The sequence below is a fragment of the Fulvivirga maritima genome (assembly GCF_021389955.1).
GTDB lineage: Bacteria > Bacteroidota > Bacteroidia > Cytophagales > Cyclobacteriaceae > Fulvivirga > Fulvivirga maritima.
In genome coordinates this window covers 3,393,234-3,409,078 of record NZ_CP089980.1, presented here as the reverse complement: position 1 = coordinate 3,409,078, position 15,845 = coordinate 3,393,234, and the positions used below count along the sequence as shown (strand labels likewise).

Here is a 15,845-nt window from a genome sequence, read left to right as displayed (position 1 = left end):
ACGCCTTAGAATACCCCCTTTTCGTTCACTAAAAAATGAACAAAATGTTGGCGCACCCATTCTTCAGGAGTTAAAGCGACATATTTTTTCCTTACGATATCAAAAATTTCAACTTTCCCCTCGTTTTTTCTGATATTAAAATCAATTTTGGGGAGATTTAAATCAACCATCGGTCAAAATTAGTTAAATCAATTTTTACATTGAATGAAAAAGCATGAATAGAGTGAAAAATCTGATTTAACTTAGAGAGAACTATGAACCTTATTCCCGAAGCCTTCCAACCCTATTTTGTAATAGCCGTAATATTATTACTTTTCATAAGCATTTACCTGGAATTGGTAAAGCCTTCGGTTAGTTTTCTATTTGCCATTATCATTTTCATCATATTTGGCATTATCACCCCTTCACAGGTTCTAGATGGTTTCTCTAACCAATCCATAGCAAGTGTAGTGCTCCTCATACTTATCACCGCTGGCGTTCGGAGTAATTTTAATGTCGAAATATTTTTAAACAAGGTTTTTGGACGAGCAAAGACCTACAGAGGCTTTCTTTTCTCTATGATGAGTAAAGTTGCTGTACTTTCTTCATTCGTAAATAATACACCTGTAGTAGTTTTACTTACGCCTTATGTTTTTAACTGGGGTAAACAACGAGGCATATCTCCCTCAAAGCTTTTGATTCCACTATCATACTCTACCATAATTGGTGGTATGATCACCGTAATAGGCACATCCACTACTTTAGTACTAAATGGTTTCTTAGTAGAGCACGGGGTAGAAGGTTTAAACACCAATTCATTATTTATTATCGGTTCCATTGTAGCCGTATGCTGCATTGCTTTTTTGGCACTATTTAGCAAGAAGCTACTCCCTAACCATAAAGACTTTATTGAGAAATTCGAATCTAATAAAAGGCAATATTTAATAGAAAAGCGGCTATCAGAAAACAGTCCTTTAATTGGAAAGAGTATCTCAGAAGGAGGGCTCAGAAACCTTAATGGTGTTTATTTGGTGGAAATAGTCCGTGGAGAAAAGCTCATTTCGCCTGTAAGTCCAAAAGAGGTCATACAATCTAATGATGTTTTAATATTTGCAGGTAATACAGATAACATAGTAGACCTAACACTCACAGACATTGGCGTTCACCTCCCTGAAAAGCTTTCTCCTCAAAGCAATGGTAAAGTGAGGGTGGTAGAAGGAGTTGTAAGTGCTAATAGCAGCCTGATAGGGAAAACTATAAAATCATCTAATTTTAGAGAACGATATGATGCAGCCGTAATAGCTGTGCACAGAAATGGTGAAAAACTAAGCGGAAAAATAGGCCGTATGTCTATTAAAGCTGGTGATGTACTACTCATGTACGTAGGATCTGAGTTTAATGACAGAGTTGATTTATACAAAGACCTCTATGTAATTACCGGCGAGAACAAGGAAATTGGCACCGATCAAAAGCAAAACTACAAGATCATCATACTACTCACCCTGGTGGCCGGCCTTGCTATAAGCAGAGCCTTCTCCTTGTTTGTGTCACTACTGATTATCTTCACAGTAATGATTGGTATGGGTCTTATTTCAATGAAAAATATTAAACGTGACCTAGATGTTAACCTGGTCTCTATATTAGTACTATCACTGGCATTAGGAGAGGCTATCATTAATACTGGTACGGGGCAATTTGTTGCCAAATACGTAATCACTCTACTCGAACCCTATGGTCCCATTGCCTTGATGGTTGGCATTATGCTCATCACCACATTACTCACCTCCTTCATTACCAACGTTGGTGCGGTATCTATTGCATTCCCGCTGACTCTGGCTATAAGCGCAGATCTTGGTATAAGTGGAGAGCCTTTCTATCTGGCCTTGGCTTTTGCCGCCTCTGCAGCATTTCTAACCCCTGTTGGCTACCAAACCAACCTCATCATTTACGGCCCCGGAGGTTATAATTTCAAGGATTTCTTGAAAATTGGCTTGCCTACTACTGTACTTTATTTAGGAATAGCATTATCAATAATAATACTACTTTATAAAGACATATTAATTGGATAGTTCAGGTTCATCCAAAACACTCTCTGCTTTTTTAATATTAGACTTCTTAGTTGGTATTTTTACCATAGCAAGCAATACTATACCTACTAAAAAGAATATCATCAAGGCTAATGTGCTATTACGCATACTTCCTGTTAGCTGTTCTATTAAGCCATAAGCCATGGTACCTATTACTATGGAAATGTTAAATGTAACGTCATAAAAACTAAAATAAGAAGCATGATCTATGCTATTAGTAGGAATGAGCTTAGCGTAGGTAGACCTAGATAAGGACTGAATGCCCCCCATCACTAATCCCACTACAAAGGCAAGAATAAAGAATTGTGTGGCAGTATAAACAAAATATGCTCCTACGCATATCAGCACCCATATAGCCACCATAACAAGCAATGAAAATCGATTTCCTTTTATTTTACTTATGTGGGCAAATAAATATGCTCCACCAATAGCTACTAATTGAATGATCAGTACAGTAATTATTAACTGATCTGATGGTAACTGTAATTCTTTAGAGCCAAAAGTAGCCGCTAAGTACATTACTGTTTGCACACCCATGTTATAAAACAAAAAAGCCCACAAAAAGCGCTTCAATGAATACTGCCCTCCTAAACTTCTCCATACTGTTCTAAGTTCTTTATATCCTTCGGTAAGAATATTTCCTTTAGCTTCTCTTCTATAGACATTATCAGGCAATCTTTTAAAAGTGATTTGAGAGAATAAAATCCACCACACACCCACTGTAAGAAAACTTATTCTAGTAGCCATGGCTTGGTCAGTAAAACCAAACGAGTCATAAAATTGGATCATTACTAAATTCACAATCAGCAAGATGACACTACCAATATAGCCAAGCGCAAAACCTTTGGCACTTACCTTATCAAAACGATCTTCAGAAGCTATTTCAGGTAAAAAGGCGTCATAAAAAACTAAACTCCCTGAATACCCTATACTTGCCAACATCGAACAAAATATAGCCACCTCTACATTCATTTTACCTGTAAAAAAGAATAGGCCTAAGCAGGCTGTAGCCCCACAATACATGAATATTTTCATAAAGAGCTTCTTCTGGCCGCTATAATCAGCTATCCCGGACAATAAGGGTAAAATAAGCGCTACAAAAAGAAACGAAAATGACAGAGAGTAAGCATAAAGAACAGTGTTAACTACATCGAAACCTAGAAAATTAACTATATCCCCTGTTGTTTCTGAACTGGTAACTGAATTATAATAGATAGGAAAAACAGCTGATGTAATCACTAAAGAATAGACTGAATTGGCCCAGTCATACATACACCAACCGTTAATAATCTTACGATTGTTGAATTGCATATTTAGGTTGATTAATTAAAAAAGGGCTAGCTGCATATAGCAATTAGCCCTTTTAATATTATATAGATTATTTATCTAATCTTCTGTTCTCTGAATGGTAGTGTAAAGTAACTTACGTGCGTTAGCTCTACGTAATTCTAGCTCTACATCCGAAACCAAACCTCTCTTAGCTTCTTCATCTACCTTCATAGCGATGGTTAACTGATCTCTTTCGTTCTCATCTAACTCATCTTTTTGCTCATTTACCCACTGGATGATATCCTTAGGATCAGCAAAAGCATCGTTGATTTGAATTTTTGGTTCAGTACCAAATTCGCCAGCTTTTTTCGGCTCTCCAATGTAAATGTAGCTTACTAAAGATTTCCTTTGAAGTTTTCTCAACTGAGTAGCTTCAGGTATTCTTTGTTTTACATTTACTGTAACCTCTCTCATTACGGTTGTAACCATAAAGAAAAATAAGAGCATGAAGATAATATCAGGCAAAGCAGAAGTAGGGATTTCCTGTTTGGTATTCGCTTTTTTCTTAAATTTTGACATTAATTACCTCCTTAGTTTGATGTTTTTGAAGGCTCAGCAATAGAAATGTTCATTGGGAATTCCAACTGACCATTTTTCAAACCTCTACCTTTATCATATAATCTCTTATTTTCAGGATCAGAAAGATCATTTGCAATCTCTCTCCACTGCTCATTGGTTACCCCAATTCTTTCAGCATACATATCATAATATGCTGCCTGAACCTGGTCTAACACGCTAATGAACATATCCTGGCTAGTACCTCTATCTGTTTTGAAGGATACAATTGCATCTTTAGGACTATCAGAGCTTTTAGGATCTCGTCCGTTATTCAGAACAAATTCCTTAATCATTTCTCTGATTTTAGTCACATCTTCTAAAGGCTCACCTTCCACCAATAATTTATCAGAGGAGTTCACCAAAATCTTAAAAAGATTTCTTTCCGGAATCTTAATATCAACATCCACAATATCATCAGGATTTGGTGGAAGCTGAAGACTAAGTCCTCTGTCATTGGCTATAGTAGTGGTGACCAAGAAGAAGATCAGCAGCAAGAAGGCAATGTCTGCCATCGAACTGGAATTGATTTGCGGCTCATCTCTTTGTCTTTTAGCCATTACTTAAGCGCTTTATTTATTTCTGTAATAACAATACCTACACACGCGATACCAAATAACACGTACATGAGTAGCAATACTCCTCCAACCAATTTAGAACTTGATTCGTTCACGCCAAATTCTATATAGCGGTTAGTTACCTCGTTACCAGCAACAGACCAAGTAATAAGGAATAACACAGCTATTCCCACTACGCCTATCGCACTTTTTAATAGTGATTTAGGATTGCTGAATGAGTTGATCAAAGGCAGTACTATAGCAGCTATTCCTGCTATTGCAACCATTGCCATTGCCACCCAAAGCGCAATATCTACAAAAGTTTCCATAAAATTTCTTTAGTTAAGTACCTAAAAATTAATTCTCTAATTAAGCTATTAAGCTCTTCCAGTAAGCTTATGCTTTACTAGTAAGTCAACCAAAGTGATAGAAGCATCTTCCATTTGGTTTACCAAAGAATCAATTTTAGAAACTAGGTAGTTATAGAATACTTGCAGGATGATACCAACAAATAGACCAGCAACCGTTGTTAATAACGCTACTTTAATACCTTGAGCAACAATTTGAGGAGAGATATCACCAGCAGCCTGGATAGAGTCGAATGCACCAATCATACCAATTACTGTACCTGTGAAACCAAGCATTGGAGCCAAAGCGATGAAAAGAGAGATCCAAACTAGACCTTTTTCTAATCGTCCCATTTCTACAGAACCGTAAGCGATAATTGATTTTTCAACCATTTCGATACCTTCTGACATTCTCATTAATCCTTGAGTAAAGATAGATGCCACAGGGCCTCTTGTATTTCTGGTTACTTCTTTAGCAGCTTCAACACCACCAGAAGCTAAAGCATCTTCTACGTTAGCTAAAAGCTTATCAGTATTAGTAGTAGCCATGTTTAGCGTAATGATTCGCTCGATAGCGATTGCTAAACCTAAAATCAAACAAATTAATACTGGCGTCATCCACTCAACACCACCTTGAATAAATTGATCTTTTATTACTTGGTGGAAAGACTGGTCTTCAGCAGCTTCCTCTACTTCTTCTGCTACAGGCTCTATTTCCTCTACAGGTTCTTCTTCAACTGCAGGTTCTTCAGCAGCAGCAGAGTCAACTGTAGTAGACGATGTATCCATGTCAGTAGACTCTTCTTGAGCCTTAGCATGATAACCAAGGGTAAGAACCCCCACTAGCGCCAGTAATGTAAATAGTTTTTTCATAATTCAAGTTTTAAATATTTCTCAGTTTGCAGAGATTGTTTAACGATTACAATTTATAGTTTAAAGTTAGATAAAAGTTTCAAAGAATATAGCAGAGAGGAAGGGATTCGAACCCCCGGTACCCTTTTGGGGCACACTCACTTTCCAGGCGAGCACCTTCAACCACTCGGTCACCTCTCTAATTTGCACAGCCTTTTGCTCCACAGAAGCACAAATAAATCAATAAAAAACACTTTATGCAAGCATAAAATAAATTTAATAATCTTTGCTATTGGGTTAATTCCCCACTTATTGGGTCCATTAATCTTTTTCGGATATTCGCTTTATCCTGCTCCTCTCCCAATATTAACATTAGCTTAGTAATGGCGGCCTCCACTGTTAAATCAGCTCCTTCTATAACACCAATCCTCTCTAATTGTTGGCTGGTATCATATCTGCCTTGCACTACTCGCCCTCCCGGGCATTGAGATACATTCAAAATGACTATATCCCTGCTAATAGCTTCCTCCAATAATTCAATAAACCAACTTGATGTAGGGGCATTACCAGATCCAAACGTTTCCATTACCACTCCTCTCAATCCTGGTATACCGGTTATCGCCTTTACTACATCTGAATTTATACCCGGGTATAACTTTAGTATAACTACCCGCGGATCAAACTTATTGTGTAATATTACTTCTTTTTCTCCACGAAAAGGCATAATTACCGCTTCATTATAGTTAATTTCTACGCCTGCCTCTGCAAGCAATGGGTAATTTTCCGATTCAAACGCATCAAAATGCAGACTTTCAACCTTTTTTGACCTATTTGCGCGTAAAAGTACATAGTCAAAATAAATACAAACTTCTGATATTATCGGCTTTCCATCCTTTTTAGAAGAGGCTATTTCTAATGCGGTAATTAAATTTTCACGCGCATCTGATCTCAGGGATGAAATAGGAAGCTGAGCACCCGTAAATACAACCGGTTTATTCAGGTTCTCTAACATAAAGCTCAAGGCAGATGCCGTAAAGGACATAGTATCAGTACCATGAAGTACCACAAAACCATCAAACTCATTATAATGATCATGTATTATCTGACCTATAAGCTGCCAGTCAGCAGGGTTTATATTTGATGAATCTATCGGGTTTTCGAATGATATAACTGTTAAATTCAGCTCCAAATGTCTTAATGACGGCACATGGTCCAGTATAGAACTAAAGTCAAACGGCACTAAGGCTCCATTTTTATCATGAACCATGCCTAATGTACCTCCAGTATATATTATTAATATAGTAGACTCCGGCTCCTTCACTACCGAAGTGATAATATGTACTTTTGAGTATTCTTTCATACGCCAAATAATTTAAGGGCATTTGCTGTAGTTACTTCTCCTACTTGCTCTACATCACACACCATAAGCTCTGCCACTCTTTCTGCTATTAATGGCACAAAAGAAGGCTCATTCCTTTTTCCTCTGTGCGGCACCGGTGCCAGGTAAGGGCAGTCCGTTTCCAAAAGCAAATTATCTAATTTCATATCAGGAAGCGTTTTATCCATTCCTCCATTTTTAAAGGTAGAAACTCCACCTATGCCCATATAAAAGCCTAAATCAGTAATACGCTTAGCTTGCTCTAGAGAACCTGCAAAGCAATGAAAAACTCCTGTCAACCTTTCATCTTTCAGCTCTTTCACTAATTCTATAGTTTCATCAATTGATTCTCTACAATGAATAACTATAGGCGTTTCATATTTTTTGGCCCATTCCACCTGTATTTTAAAGGCCTCTTTCTGCTGTTCCCAATACGCTTTATCCCAATAAAGGTCTGTACCTATCTCTCCTATAGCACAAAATTTTCTCTTTGCCAGCCACTCTTCTACAATATAAAGCTCCTTTTCAAATTTATGATCTACCGAACAAGGATGAAGTCCCATCATAGCAAAGCAATTATCAGGGTACTTATTCTCCATCTCCAACATAGCATCTATAGAAGCATGGTCTATATTAGGCATGTACATTTTAGTTACGTTCCCTTCAAAGGCTCTCTCCATTACATCAGTTAAGTCCTTTTTAAACTTATCTGAGTATATATGTGCATGACTGTCAACAAATTCAGACATATTCTATTTCTATAATTTATAAGGTTTTAAAAAGTCACAGTTTTCAAAGTTAATATTTCCGTCCTTTCCAAACTGTCTTTATGGGCAACAAATAGAAAATTGATGAAGCCATGGAAAGCAAAAAAGAATAGGCTTCATATTTTATAAATTTTAAATTAAGAGGTTTTCTATCAAGACTAATTTGTGCTTTCCTGATAAAATAAGACTGAAGAAATATTTTAACCAAAACCAAAAATATTCCATACAGCGGCATCAGCAACAGCATTAATACAATAGCCGGATAATAAATAGCCTGAAATGCCAATAGACTTACAATAGGCAATGGCAGCTGTACTGCTCCTTTCATCCATCGCTTCCGCTGATTTAAAATCTGATTAACATCTGCTGCCGGTAATGATAAGGCCAACACTTCTGGCTGATAAAGCTGTACTACATTATATTTAAGCTTTCTTACTTGCTTAAATAATTCAAAATCTTCGGTAATACTAAAAGGTATATTTTCATAACCTCCTACTGCGTGGTATGCATCTCTGGAAATAGCCATGTTATTACCCATACACGTGACAGGGTGCCCTAAGTCCGTAATGACTTTTACCATACCCAGTGCAAACACCCAGTCAGTATCCTGATAAAAAGAGTTTTGAATACCAGTAACACCGGTGACTATGGCAACATTGTTATTTAAAAACCCTTGAAGCATGCCTTCTATCCATGCAGGAGGCACAGCAACATCGGCATCGGTTATGAAAAGATAATCTCCTGTAGCTCGCCTAGACAAATGCGCTAACACATTAGATTTACCTCTGGCTTGCCCCATGTTTTCTTGAATATCAACTACTGAAATGTGATTATATTGATCAGCAAAAGCCTGAGCGAGTTGCAACGTTTGATCTGTAGAATGATCGTTACCAACTAATATTTCAAGATGTGTAACCGGATAATTTAACTTTAATAAGGCATGGATACACCTTTCTATAGTAGCCTGTTCATTTCTAGCTGCTACCAGTATTGATACTTTGGGTTTGTTTTCGGCTACCGATGTTTTAATCAGGTGCCTTTCGGATTTCCATAAAACAATCAGCAGAAAATCAATACATAAGACGGCTCCAATAATTACAAATAGAGCGATAATAACCAGCGTCATAAACCTTTAAACACGTATCCTTCTTTTGAAAAGTGCTCTAAGTACCTCGGTAGTGTATATTTCATATTTCTTTCAGCCTTAACATTATCATGAAAAAGCACTATTGAGCCCTTTCTTGTGGACTGTACACTTTTTTTGAGACAATCTTCGGGAGATATTTTATGGCTAAAATCACCACTAAGCACATCCCACATGATGATTTTATATTGATTCTTTAGCTTAGCAATCTGATTTCTAGCGATTCTTCCATACGGCGGCCTTAAAAAATGAGAAGTGACCTTCATACTTTTTAGCTGCTCCTGACACTTTTCTACATTTTGAATGTAGATGTTAGAATCATTTTTCCAGCCATTGAGGTGGTTAAAAGTATGATTTCCCAGGGTATGACCTGCTTCGATTGACTGCTGAGCTATTTCAGGATGTTTTCTGATATTATCTCCTACACAAAAGAAAGTGGCTTTAGCATTAAACTCGGCCAAGGTATTGATGATAAACTCTGTTAAGTGTGGGATGGGGCCATCATCAAAAGTTAGATAAAGTACCTTTTCTTTTGACGGGATAGACCAGGTTAGTTGTGGATATATCCACTTAAGCGCCAAAGGTGTTTTATGCAAAAACATATGTTCAAGGTTCTATTCGACAAGACAGCATAGTGATATCATCTCTATATCCGTTCCTGCCTTTAAAGTTATCCAGGTCAATAATAATATCCTGATGAATTCGCTTTAAATCTCTGTTACCATGTTGTTTAAAATAATCCATCAACCGCTCCACGCCAAACTCCTCTCCTGCTTCACTCTCGGTCTCTGTTACTCCATCAGTATAGCAAAATAGCAGAAACTGATCCAAATCAGTAATAAAACCTTCATTAAGAAAAGGTAAAGGATGCATGGCTCCCAGCACGGTAGATCCATCTTCCAGCAGCTGAATATTCCCCTTTTTATCTACCAGAAGCGGCGGGTTATGACCTGAATTAACATAAATCAGTGTCTTTAAAGTATGATCATAAATGGCCGCAAAAAAGGTGATAAATTTCTCTCCTTTGGCATTTTCTAATACATGATAGTTCAGTTCATTTACAATCTCTCGTAAATTTCCCGTTTGCCGAATTAAGGTATGTAAAGAAGCCTGGAAATTAGACATCATCAAGGCAGCAGGAATTCCTTTGCCAGAAACATCAGCAATACAAATAAGAAATTGATTCTTGTTAATAGGAATATAATCGTAGTAATCTCCGCCTACCCTATCATGAGGTAAATAGCTAGCTTCTACCTTAAGCCTGATGCCATACGGTAACTTTTCAGGAAAAAGGAATTGCTGCACATCACTGGCAATTTCGAGCTCCTTTCTTAAAGCCTCTTGCTCTAATTGATGGCGAGCCAGCTTCTTATTTTCAATAGCCACTATAATGATGTTACTTAAAGCCTGAATAAAACGCATGCTGCTTTTATTCATTTCTTCATCATCTTCCTCTATATCTCCTACAAAAACCAAAGCCAAAACAGCTGATTTGTGAGATACAGGCACTATATATTCAAACTCGCTAAATATATCATCTCTACCTCTTACAATGGCACTTACCGCGTTTAACTCCAAAAACTCTTCTGGCAGCGGGGTGTCAAAACATTCTTCAGAGGTGCCGTAGCTTACCTTGCAGCCCCATTCCTCATCCAGAACATAAAGTGCTAACCTTCTTATGTTGAGATTGGCTCTTAAAGTAAAGTCATAGATTTTATATAATGACCTCTCTGGAAGGTTATTATTAATTGCCTGGGTGATTTCCAACAGAGCATTAAGCTCCAGCTCCTTTAGATTATATTTATTTTGTAAAGATAGTGTCTCCATATAGTTATCTGCCTTCGCCCTCCGTTCACAAGATAGTAAATTCGGGAATAAAAGAGAATTGAGGTCAGTGCCTTCTATCCTTCCAGATATAAGTGCCAAAGTTAGCAGCTATTCCGAAAAATAGTGCATAGACAGGATAAGATAATTCCAAAACCATGAAATGGAACAAATTGAAAGGCTTTTTCAAAAAACGCATTACCCTACCTATGAATAATGCTTCTATGAAAACCTTTAAAAATAAAGGAACTACTAACCAACTATAAACACTAAAATTTATCATCACCAATACTGCCGCCATCACTACTGCAAGATTAGCTAAGGCTACAAAAAGTGCAGTAACTATGGTAGAAAAACGGGTATATTTCTTCCACTTGCTCGCCCACCTTTTCCTTTGATAATAAAACGCCCTCCAACTCCGTAATGGTAACGTTTTTACTATGGCATCATTGTCTTTGTTAAAAGAAACTTTTCCTTTATAAAAGCCATAGATTTTATGCATTAAAAATTCATCATCTCCACTGGCCAGCTCCTCATTTCCCTCATACCCTCCTACCTGATAAAAGGCTTCCTTTTTAAAACTAAAATTGGCTCCATTACACATGTTAGGTTTTTTCAGCTGTAAGCTGGCTGCTCCTGTACCTATAAGGCTAGCAAATTCTATTGTCTGAAGTTTTTCAAAAAGGGTGCTTTCATTATAAAATGTAACAGGCCCGAATACTAGAACATTGGCAGTGCCTGCATATTGATTAGAATAACTCTGTAGCCATCCTGCTGAGAAGCTACAATCAGCATCGGTAGTAATTATATGATCAAAGGAAGATTGACTGATCCCTAGCTTTATAGCGGCCTTTTTACCTCGATCAGCATCTAAATGATAGATATTGATCTTCTTAGAATGGCTTTTGGCAAAATTCTCAATTATAGATACCGAACTATCTGTAGAATGATCGTTGATAAAAATAATTTCATAACTATCATTGTCATAGTTAAGGTTTTTAATAGAATTCAGAAGACCTTCTAGTCGATTTTCTTCATTTCTAAATGGTACAATAACACTAAAACCAATTAATGGCTGGTCTACATTCTGATGATTTATTTTTATGCTATTCCAAGCCACCAGAAGGATTAGCAATAACAAACTATAAAAAATAATTATACCTCCTATTACTAACATGTTATTGACGCTTGGCTTTAAAAACTAATGGAGCGGCCAGTAATGTTGGTAGTAAAATATTTAACAACCATATACCCATGCTGGCGCTAAACACCATAGACAGATCTACCTGATATTTCTCAAAAAAATACATAGCTGAAAATTCACGTACTCCCAAATCACTAAGGAAATTAAATGTAGGTATTACCGATTTGGCCAGGAATATCCAGGTGACACCGGCAAACTGAATTTTAGTGCTCAGCTGCGGTAAAAATAAGTTTAGCAAAATCAAAAACTGAGAACAAAACACAATATATCTCAATATTGAAACCCCCATCACCAATAACAAAAGCCTTTTTGAATAATACTTAATCGCGACAAAAAACTGATTAAACACACTGTACCTAGTGGCATATTTAAATACATGCGATCTAAAAAGCAGCACAAAACCTATTATTAAAGTCAGAAAAATGATCAGAAAAAACTGACCTTCAAACCAAACATAATGTATACCTATAATGCCGAAAAGTAAAGTAGGCACCATTTGGCAAACCCTGCCAATGAGAATACTTCCTACATACTGCATCCGATTTTTAGTATTGAGAGTAAGTATTCTTCCAAAATAATCTCCAATACCATGAGGTGTTATAAAACTTAAACTGAGCCCCAGTAGCACACCTTTAAAGGCATTTACAAATTTTACATTTTGATGCGCTCCTACCAGCAACTTCCACTTTACAGCTTCTAACGCCCAGTTTAGTGGCATTAGCAATATGAGTAATATCATGGTAAAAGGAGCATTCTTAAAACTCAAAGCCAAATAATTCAATGCTTGTTTCAACTCAAGTTGATTATCCTTTAGCTTAAAAAAAATAAATGTAACTATACCTATTATTACTACTAGCTTAGCTCCAACCCAAGCTATATCCTTAGCCGAAGCTTTTTTAACCCACGCCATATACCTAAATTGCACCAGTGAGCAAATTAGAGAAAAAAAAGAAAGCGAAAGAATAATTTTAGGACTAGATCCTGGTACTAATGTAATGGGTTATGGATTAATCACCGTAAAAGGCCAAGCCATAGAGCTATTACAATTCGGAGTGATACATCTGGGTAAATATTCTGGCCACGAACTTAAGTTGAAGAAAATATTTGAAAGAGTAAGTAGTTTAATAGAAGACTACACTCCTGATGAAGTAGCACTGGAAGCTCCTTTTTATGGTAAAAACGTACAATCTATGCTCAAACTGGGGCGAGCCCAAGGTGTGGCTATGGCTGCTGCCCTGGCGAGAGAAATTCCCATTACAGAATACGCCCCTAAAAAAGTAAAGCAATCTGTAACCAGTAATGGAAATGCCTCAAAAGAACAAGTGGCTCATATGCTTATGACATTACTTAATTTCAAAGAAATGCCCAAGCTACTAGATGCTACCGATGCACTAGCCGTAGCAGTTTGCCATCACTTCCAAAATGGCAACCAAACCCAGAAAGCTAAAAGCTGGAAAGCCTTCATTAATGACAACCCGGGTAGAGTGAAGTAATTTTCTATCAACAAAACACCTGGAATGCCACTAACCTAAGCAATGGGGTATATTTTACACCCTGAAAAGCCCTTGTTTAGACAAAAATCTTAATGGTAATATTTCAGTTCTCAGATAACAAATACTGGTCAGTTAAGGCTTTTATTCATGCTTCAAAATTATCGTACATAGATATAAGTTCCTGCTTGGTAACATCCCAATTCCACCTAGCAAAAACAGCTTCTAATGCATTCTTGCCTAAAGCAACTCTTAATTTAGGATTATTATATAGCCTTCTAATCTTATCTGCCATATCATTGGCATTATTGGCTTCATGTACTAATCCACACTCTTCTGATTTTATCACATTCTCTTGTGCAGGACAATCTGATACTAATAATGCTTTTTCCATAGCCATATACTGAAATATTTTATTGGCAAAAGTAGTATCATGATGAAGGTTTCTTTTTAAAGGAGAAATGCAAACATCTCCTGCATCTATATAAGAAGGAAAAAGTGATACATCTTGCCAACCTTCAAAACTCACATAATCTTGCAAAGACATACTTCTAACCATTTCTTTCAATACTTCATCTTCAGTATTTCTCCCGACCAATATCAGATGAATTTCAGGTATATCCTCCTTCAAAATATTAATTGCCTCTATGGCGGTATCAGTTCCTCTTCTTAAACCAGTATCTCCTGTATAGACAATATTAAAACGGCCATCAAACCTTTGTGCAATAGTTGGATTAAGTGGGTATTTCTTAAAAATATTTAGATGAATGGTATTAGGTAATACTACAAACTTGTCTTCAGCACTAACCTTATAGGTTAGCGCTTCTTCCTTTGCTTCTTTGGTTACTAAGACTACCTTATCAGCTCTCTCTATGAACTCTTCCTGTTTATGCTGCCATTTACTGGCATCAATTAGATATTTACCAGGAAAGGTCTTTAGGTGAGAATATTCTTGCATTATTACAGGTCTATTTTCATGAAGATCAAGTACTACTGGTAAATTGAATTTTTCATTCACTTTAAAAATAGCTTCCGCCAACACCATATCATGAATGTGCAACACCTCTGGTTGTACAGTATCAATGAATTGTGAAAGCTTATTTTGTATTAGCCAGTGAAAAAAAGGAAAAGTATAAGCTAAAGCTGATAGCTTATAAACAAGCTTGCCAACATCATATCTTCTAACTTTTATTCCTCTTATTATCTCCTCGTTTTTTCTTTTATCATAATTGAGTGAAAACAAATAGACATCATGACCTGCCTCTATTAAACTTACTGCTTCATTTTCCACCCTTGAATCTGGGGGGAAGTTGGTATCTAAAAACATTCCTATCCTCATAAAAATACTCCTGTTTTTTTAGCCTCTTCTCTATTCCTTTTTAAAGCATTTAAACGAACCAATATTTTAAGAGAAGCAGCTATTTCTCCAAATACATGGGCTAATTTACCTTTTATGGTAAAGTAAATCACCTCTCTGGCAAATTTATCAATACACACCCACACACATGATGTATAAGATTTATTAATATTTAAAAGGTGTTTCATAAAGGATACATACTCCCTGTTCTTCCACCCTATATAACCAAAATCGTCCTCCTTTTGATCTCTATCATGATTAATCAAGGCTCCTGCTTGTACGTATAATTTATAACCATGATAATGAATTCTGCCTGTATATTCATTATCCTCTCCATAATGTGGGAATAACGGGTTAAAGCCCCCAACCTGCAGAATACAGTCAACTTTAATTAACCAAGCTGCAGCGTTTACAAATTCTACTTTAGCAGTAGTATTAATAAACTCCTGGTCAAGCTCAGAAATATCACCTTCAATCAAATATTTCTCAACATGTTGCTTGAATTTATTATCCATTCTCATCCCAGACCCATCCATTTGCACAGGACTCACTATACCGGCATCCCCATTTCTAAGAGAACAATCCACCAACTTACCTATACAATCTTTTTTTACCCATGCATCCTGATTTAGTAAGAAAACAAAGTCTGCATTATTTAACAAGGCATGTTTTATGCCTAGATTATTGGCTTTTCCAAATCCCAGATTATCCTTACTAACAATAAGTTTAACATTTGAAAATTTCCTTTTTATTAATTCAACGCTTCCATCAGTAGATCCATTATCCACCACGATAATGGATACCGGGTACTCACTGCCTTGCAAGCTAGATAAGCACTTTTCCAGCCATTGCTTTCCATTATAACTCACTACAATGGCATACACAGACAAAAAAACATTCATTTTATTAGAGTAAAGATAAATTTAACCTGAGAATACTTGTATACTACAAACTTATCATAATTTTGCATTTTAA

17 protein-coding genes and 1 tRNA gene are annotated in these 15,845 nt (G+C 36.6%); 2 read left to right on the top strand and 16 right to left on the bottom strand.

Annotation, left to right across the window (positions count from 1 at the left end; genetic code table 11):
• Positions 1–5: 5 nt before the first annotated feature.
• Positions 6–170, bottom strand: a complete 165-nt coding sequence (locus LVD15_RS14740; RefSeq protein WP_233775992.1) for a type I restriction enzyme HsdR N-terminal domain-containing protein — start codon at positions 168–170, stop codon at positions 6–8.
• 84 nt (positions 171–254) lie between these two features.
• Here LVD15_RS14740 and LVD15_RS14735 point away from each other — a divergent pair, with 84 nt between their 5' ends.
• On the top strand, positions 255–2,048 hold the full coding sequence (locus LVD15_RS14735; protein WP_233775991.1) for an SLC13 family permease: 1,794 nt from the start codon (positions 255–257) through the stop codon (positions 2,046–2,048).
• On the opposite strand, the gene LVD15_RS14730 is transcribed toward LVD15_RS14735, so the two are convergent.
• From LVD15_RS14730 to LVD15_RS14670, 13 genes are all read right to left on the bottom strand, one after another.
• The gene (locus LVD15_RS14730) at positions 2,037–3,377 is read right to left on the bottom strand and encodes an MFS transporter (protein ID WP_233775990.1); all 1,341 of its coding nucleotides are present in this window, start codon (positions 3,375–3,377) and stop codon (positions 2,037–2,039) included. The two genes, LVD15_RS14735 and LVD15_RS14730, sit on opposite strands and share 12 nt — an antisense overlap.
• A 75-nt stretch (positions 3,378–3,452) precedes the next feature.
• Positions 3,453–3,914 (bottom strand): ExbD/TolR family protein, encoded by a 462-nt coding sequence (locus LVD15_RS14725; protein ID WP_233775989.1) that lies wholly within the window; start codon positions 3,912–3,914, stop codon positions 3,453–3,455.
• 11 nt (positions 3,915–3,925) lie between these two features.
• Positions 3,926–4,510 carry an ExbD/TolR family protein gene (locus tag LVD15_RS14720; protein WP_233775988.1) on the bottom strand — a complete coding sequence of 195 codons (585 nt, stop codon included), beginning with the start codon at positions 4,508–4,510 and terminating at the stop codon, positions 3,926–3,928.
• On the bottom strand, positions 4,510–4,836 hold the full coding sequence (locus LVD15_RS14715) for a hypothetical protein (protein WP_233775987.1): 327 nt from the start codon (positions 4,834–4,836) through the stop codon (positions 4,510–4,512). The genes LVD15_RS14720 and LVD15_RS14715 overlap by 1 nt, the downstream gene beginning before the upstream one ends.
• 48 nt (positions 4,837–4,884) lie before the next feature.
• The gene (locus LVD15_RS14710) at positions 4,885–5,727 is read right to left on the bottom strand and encodes a MotA/TolQ/ExbB proton channel family protein (protein WP_233775986.1); all 843 of its coding nucleotides are present in this window, start codon (positions 5,725–5,727) and stop codon (positions 4,885–4,887) included.
• Positions 5,728–5,819: 92 nt separating this feature from the next.
• A tRNA-Ser gene (locus LVD15_RS14705) sits at positions 5,820–5,907 on the bottom strand.
• 88 nt (positions 5,908–5,995) lie between these two features.
• Positions 5,996–7,066 (bottom strand): asparaginase, encoded by a 1,071-nt coding sequence (locus LVD15_RS14700; RefSeq protein ID WP_233775985.1) that lies wholly within the window; start codon positions 7,064–7,066, stop codon positions 5,996–5,998.
• Positions 7,063–7,833 (bottom strand): TatD family hydrolase, encoded by a 771-nt coding sequence (locus tag LVD15_RS14695; RefSeq protein WP_233775984.1) that lies wholly within the window; start codon positions 7,831–7,833, stop codon positions 7,063–7,065. Before LVD15_RS14695 ends, LVD15_RS14700 begins: the two co-directional genes overlap by 4 nt.
• A gap of 49 nt (positions 7,834–7,882) precedes the next feature.
• Positions 7,883–8,977, bottom strand: a complete 1,095-nt coding sequence (locus LVD15_RS14690) for a glycosyltransferase (protein WP_233775983.1) — start codon at positions 8,975–8,977, stop codon at positions 7,883–7,885.
• Entirely contained in the window at positions 8,974–9,597 is a 624-nt protein-coding gene (locus LVD15_RS14685; protein WP_233775982.1) for a polysaccharide deacetylase family protein, read from the bottom strand. Before LVD15_RS14685 ends, LVD15_RS14690 begins: the two co-directional genes overlap by 4 nt.
• A 4-nt stretch (positions 9,598–9,601) precedes the next feature.
• The gene (locus LVD15_RS14680) at positions 9,602–10,822 is read right to left on the bottom strand and encodes a PP2C family protein-serine/threonine phosphatase (RefSeq protein WP_233775981.1); all 1,221 of its coding nucleotides are present in this window, start codon (positions 10,820–10,822) and stop codon (positions 9,602–9,604) included.
• A 64-nt stretch (positions 10,823–10,886) separates the two neighbouring features.
• Complete coding sequence (locus LVD15_RS14675) at positions 10,887–11,996, bottom strand: glycosyltransferase (protein ID WP_233775980.1); 1,110 nt, start codon at positions 11,994–11,996, stop codon at positions 10,887–10,889.
• Between the two features lies 1 nt (position 11,997).
• Positions 11,998–12,933 carry a hypothetical protein gene (locus tag LVD15_RS14670; protein ID WP_233775979.1) on the bottom strand — a complete coding sequence of 312 codons (936 nt, stop codon included), beginning with the start codon at positions 12,931–12,933 and terminating at the stop codon, positions 11,998–12,000.
• Positions 12,934–12,958: 25 nt separating this feature from the next.
• On the opposite strand from LVD15_RS14670, the gene ruvC reads away from it, so the two are divergent.
• Positions 12,959–13,516, top strand: coding sequence for a crossover junction endodeoxyribonuclease RuvC (ruvC, locus tag LVD15_RS14665; protein WP_255763407.1), 558 nt, complete (start codon positions 12,959–12,961; stop codon positions 13,514–13,516).
• A 145-nt stretch (positions 13,517–13,661) separates the two neighbouring features.
• Here the strand turns inward: ruvC and LVD15_RS14660 are convergent, their stop codons facing one another.
• Both LVD15_RS14660 and LVD15_RS14655 read right to left on the bottom strand, forming a co-directional pair.
• Positions 13,662–14,852 carry a glycosyltransferase family 4 protein gene (locus LVD15_RS14660; RefSeq protein ID WP_233775977.1) on the bottom strand — a complete coding sequence of 397 codons (1,191 nt, stop codon included), beginning with the start codon at positions 14,850–14,852 and terminating at the stop codon, positions 13,662–13,664.
• Positions 14,849–15,772 carry a glycosyltransferase family 2 protein gene (locus LVD15_RS14655; protein ID WP_233775976.1) on the bottom strand — a complete coding sequence of 308 codons (924 nt, stop codon included), beginning with the start codon at positions 15,770–15,772 and terminating at the stop codon, positions 14,849–14,851. The genes LVD15_RS14660 and LVD15_RS14655 overlap by 4 nt, the downstream gene beginning before the upstream one ends.
• Positions 15,773–15,845: the final 73 nt, after the last annotated feature.

What these genes read in the sequence shown, in the direction of transcription:
- LVD15_RS14740 (WP_233775992.1), bottom strand. Translation starts at nt 170, where the DNA reads ATGGTTGATTTAAATCTCCCCAAAATTGATTTTAATATCAGAAAAAAC.
- LVD15_RS14735 (WP_233775991.1), top strand. Translation starts at nt 255, where the DNA reads ATGAACCTTATTCCCGAAGCCTTCCAACCCTATTTTGTAATAGCCGTA.
- LVD15_RS14730 (WP_233775990.1), bottom strand. Translation starts at nt 3,377, where the DNA reads ATGCAATTCAACAATCGTAAGATTATTAACGGTTGGTGTATGTATGAC.
- LVD15_RS14725 (WP_233775989.1), bottom strand. Translation starts at nt 3,914, where the DNA reads ATGTCAAAATTTAAGAAAAAAGCGAATACCAAACAGGAAATCCCTACT.
- LVD15_RS14720 (WP_233775988.1), bottom strand. Translation starts at nt 4,510, where the DNA reads ATGGCTAAAAGACAAAGAGATGAGCCGCAAATCAATTCCAGTTCGATG.
- LVD15_RS14715 (WP_233775987.1), bottom strand. Translation starts at nt 4,836, where the DNA reads ATGGAAACTTTTGTAGATATTGCGCTTTGGGTGGCAATGGCAATGGTT.
- LVD15_RS14710 (WP_233775986.1), bottom strand. Translation starts at nt 5,727, where the DNA reads ATGAAAAAACTATTTACATTACTGGCGCTAGTGGGGGTTCTTACCCTT.
- LVD15_RS14700 (WP_233775985.1), bottom strand. Translation starts at nt 7,066, where the DNA reads ATGAAAGAATACTCAAAAGTACATATTATCACTTCGGTAGTGAAGGAG.
- LVD15_RS14695 (WP_233775984.1), bottom strand. Translation starts at nt 7,833, where the DNA reads ATGTCTGAATTTGTTGACAGTCATGCACATATATACTCAGATAAGTTT.
- LVD15_RS14690 (WP_233775983.1), bottom strand. Translation starts at nt 8,977, where the DNA reads ATGACGCTGGTTATTATCGCTCTATTTGTAATTATTGGAGCCGTCTTA.
- LVD15_RS14685 (WP_233775982.1), bottom strand. Translation starts at nt 9,597, where the DNA reads ATGTTTTTGCATAAAACACCTTTGGCGCTTAAGTGGATATATCCACAA.
- LVD15_RS14680 (WP_233775981.1), bottom strand. Translation starts at nt 10,822, where the DNA reads ATGGAGACACTATCTTTACAAAATAAATATAATCTAAAGGAGCTGGAG.
- LVD15_RS14675 (WP_233775980.1), bottom strand. Translation starts at nt 11,996, where the DNA reads ATGTTAGTAATAGGAGGTATAATTATTTTTTATAGTTTGTTATTGCTA.
- LVD15_RS14670 (WP_233775979.1), bottom strand. Translation starts at nt 12,933, where the DNA reads ATGGCGTGGGTTAAAAAAGCTTCGGCTAAGGATATAGCTTGGGTTGGA.
- LVD15_RS14660 (WP_233775977.1), bottom strand. Translation starts at nt 14,852, where the DNA reads ATGAGGATAGGAATGTTTTTAGATACCAACTTCCCCCCAGATTCAAGG.
- LVD15_RS14655 (WP_233775976.1), bottom strand. Translation starts at nt 15,772, where the DNA reads ATGAATGTTTTTTTGTCTGTGTATGCCATTGTAGTGAGTTATAATGGA.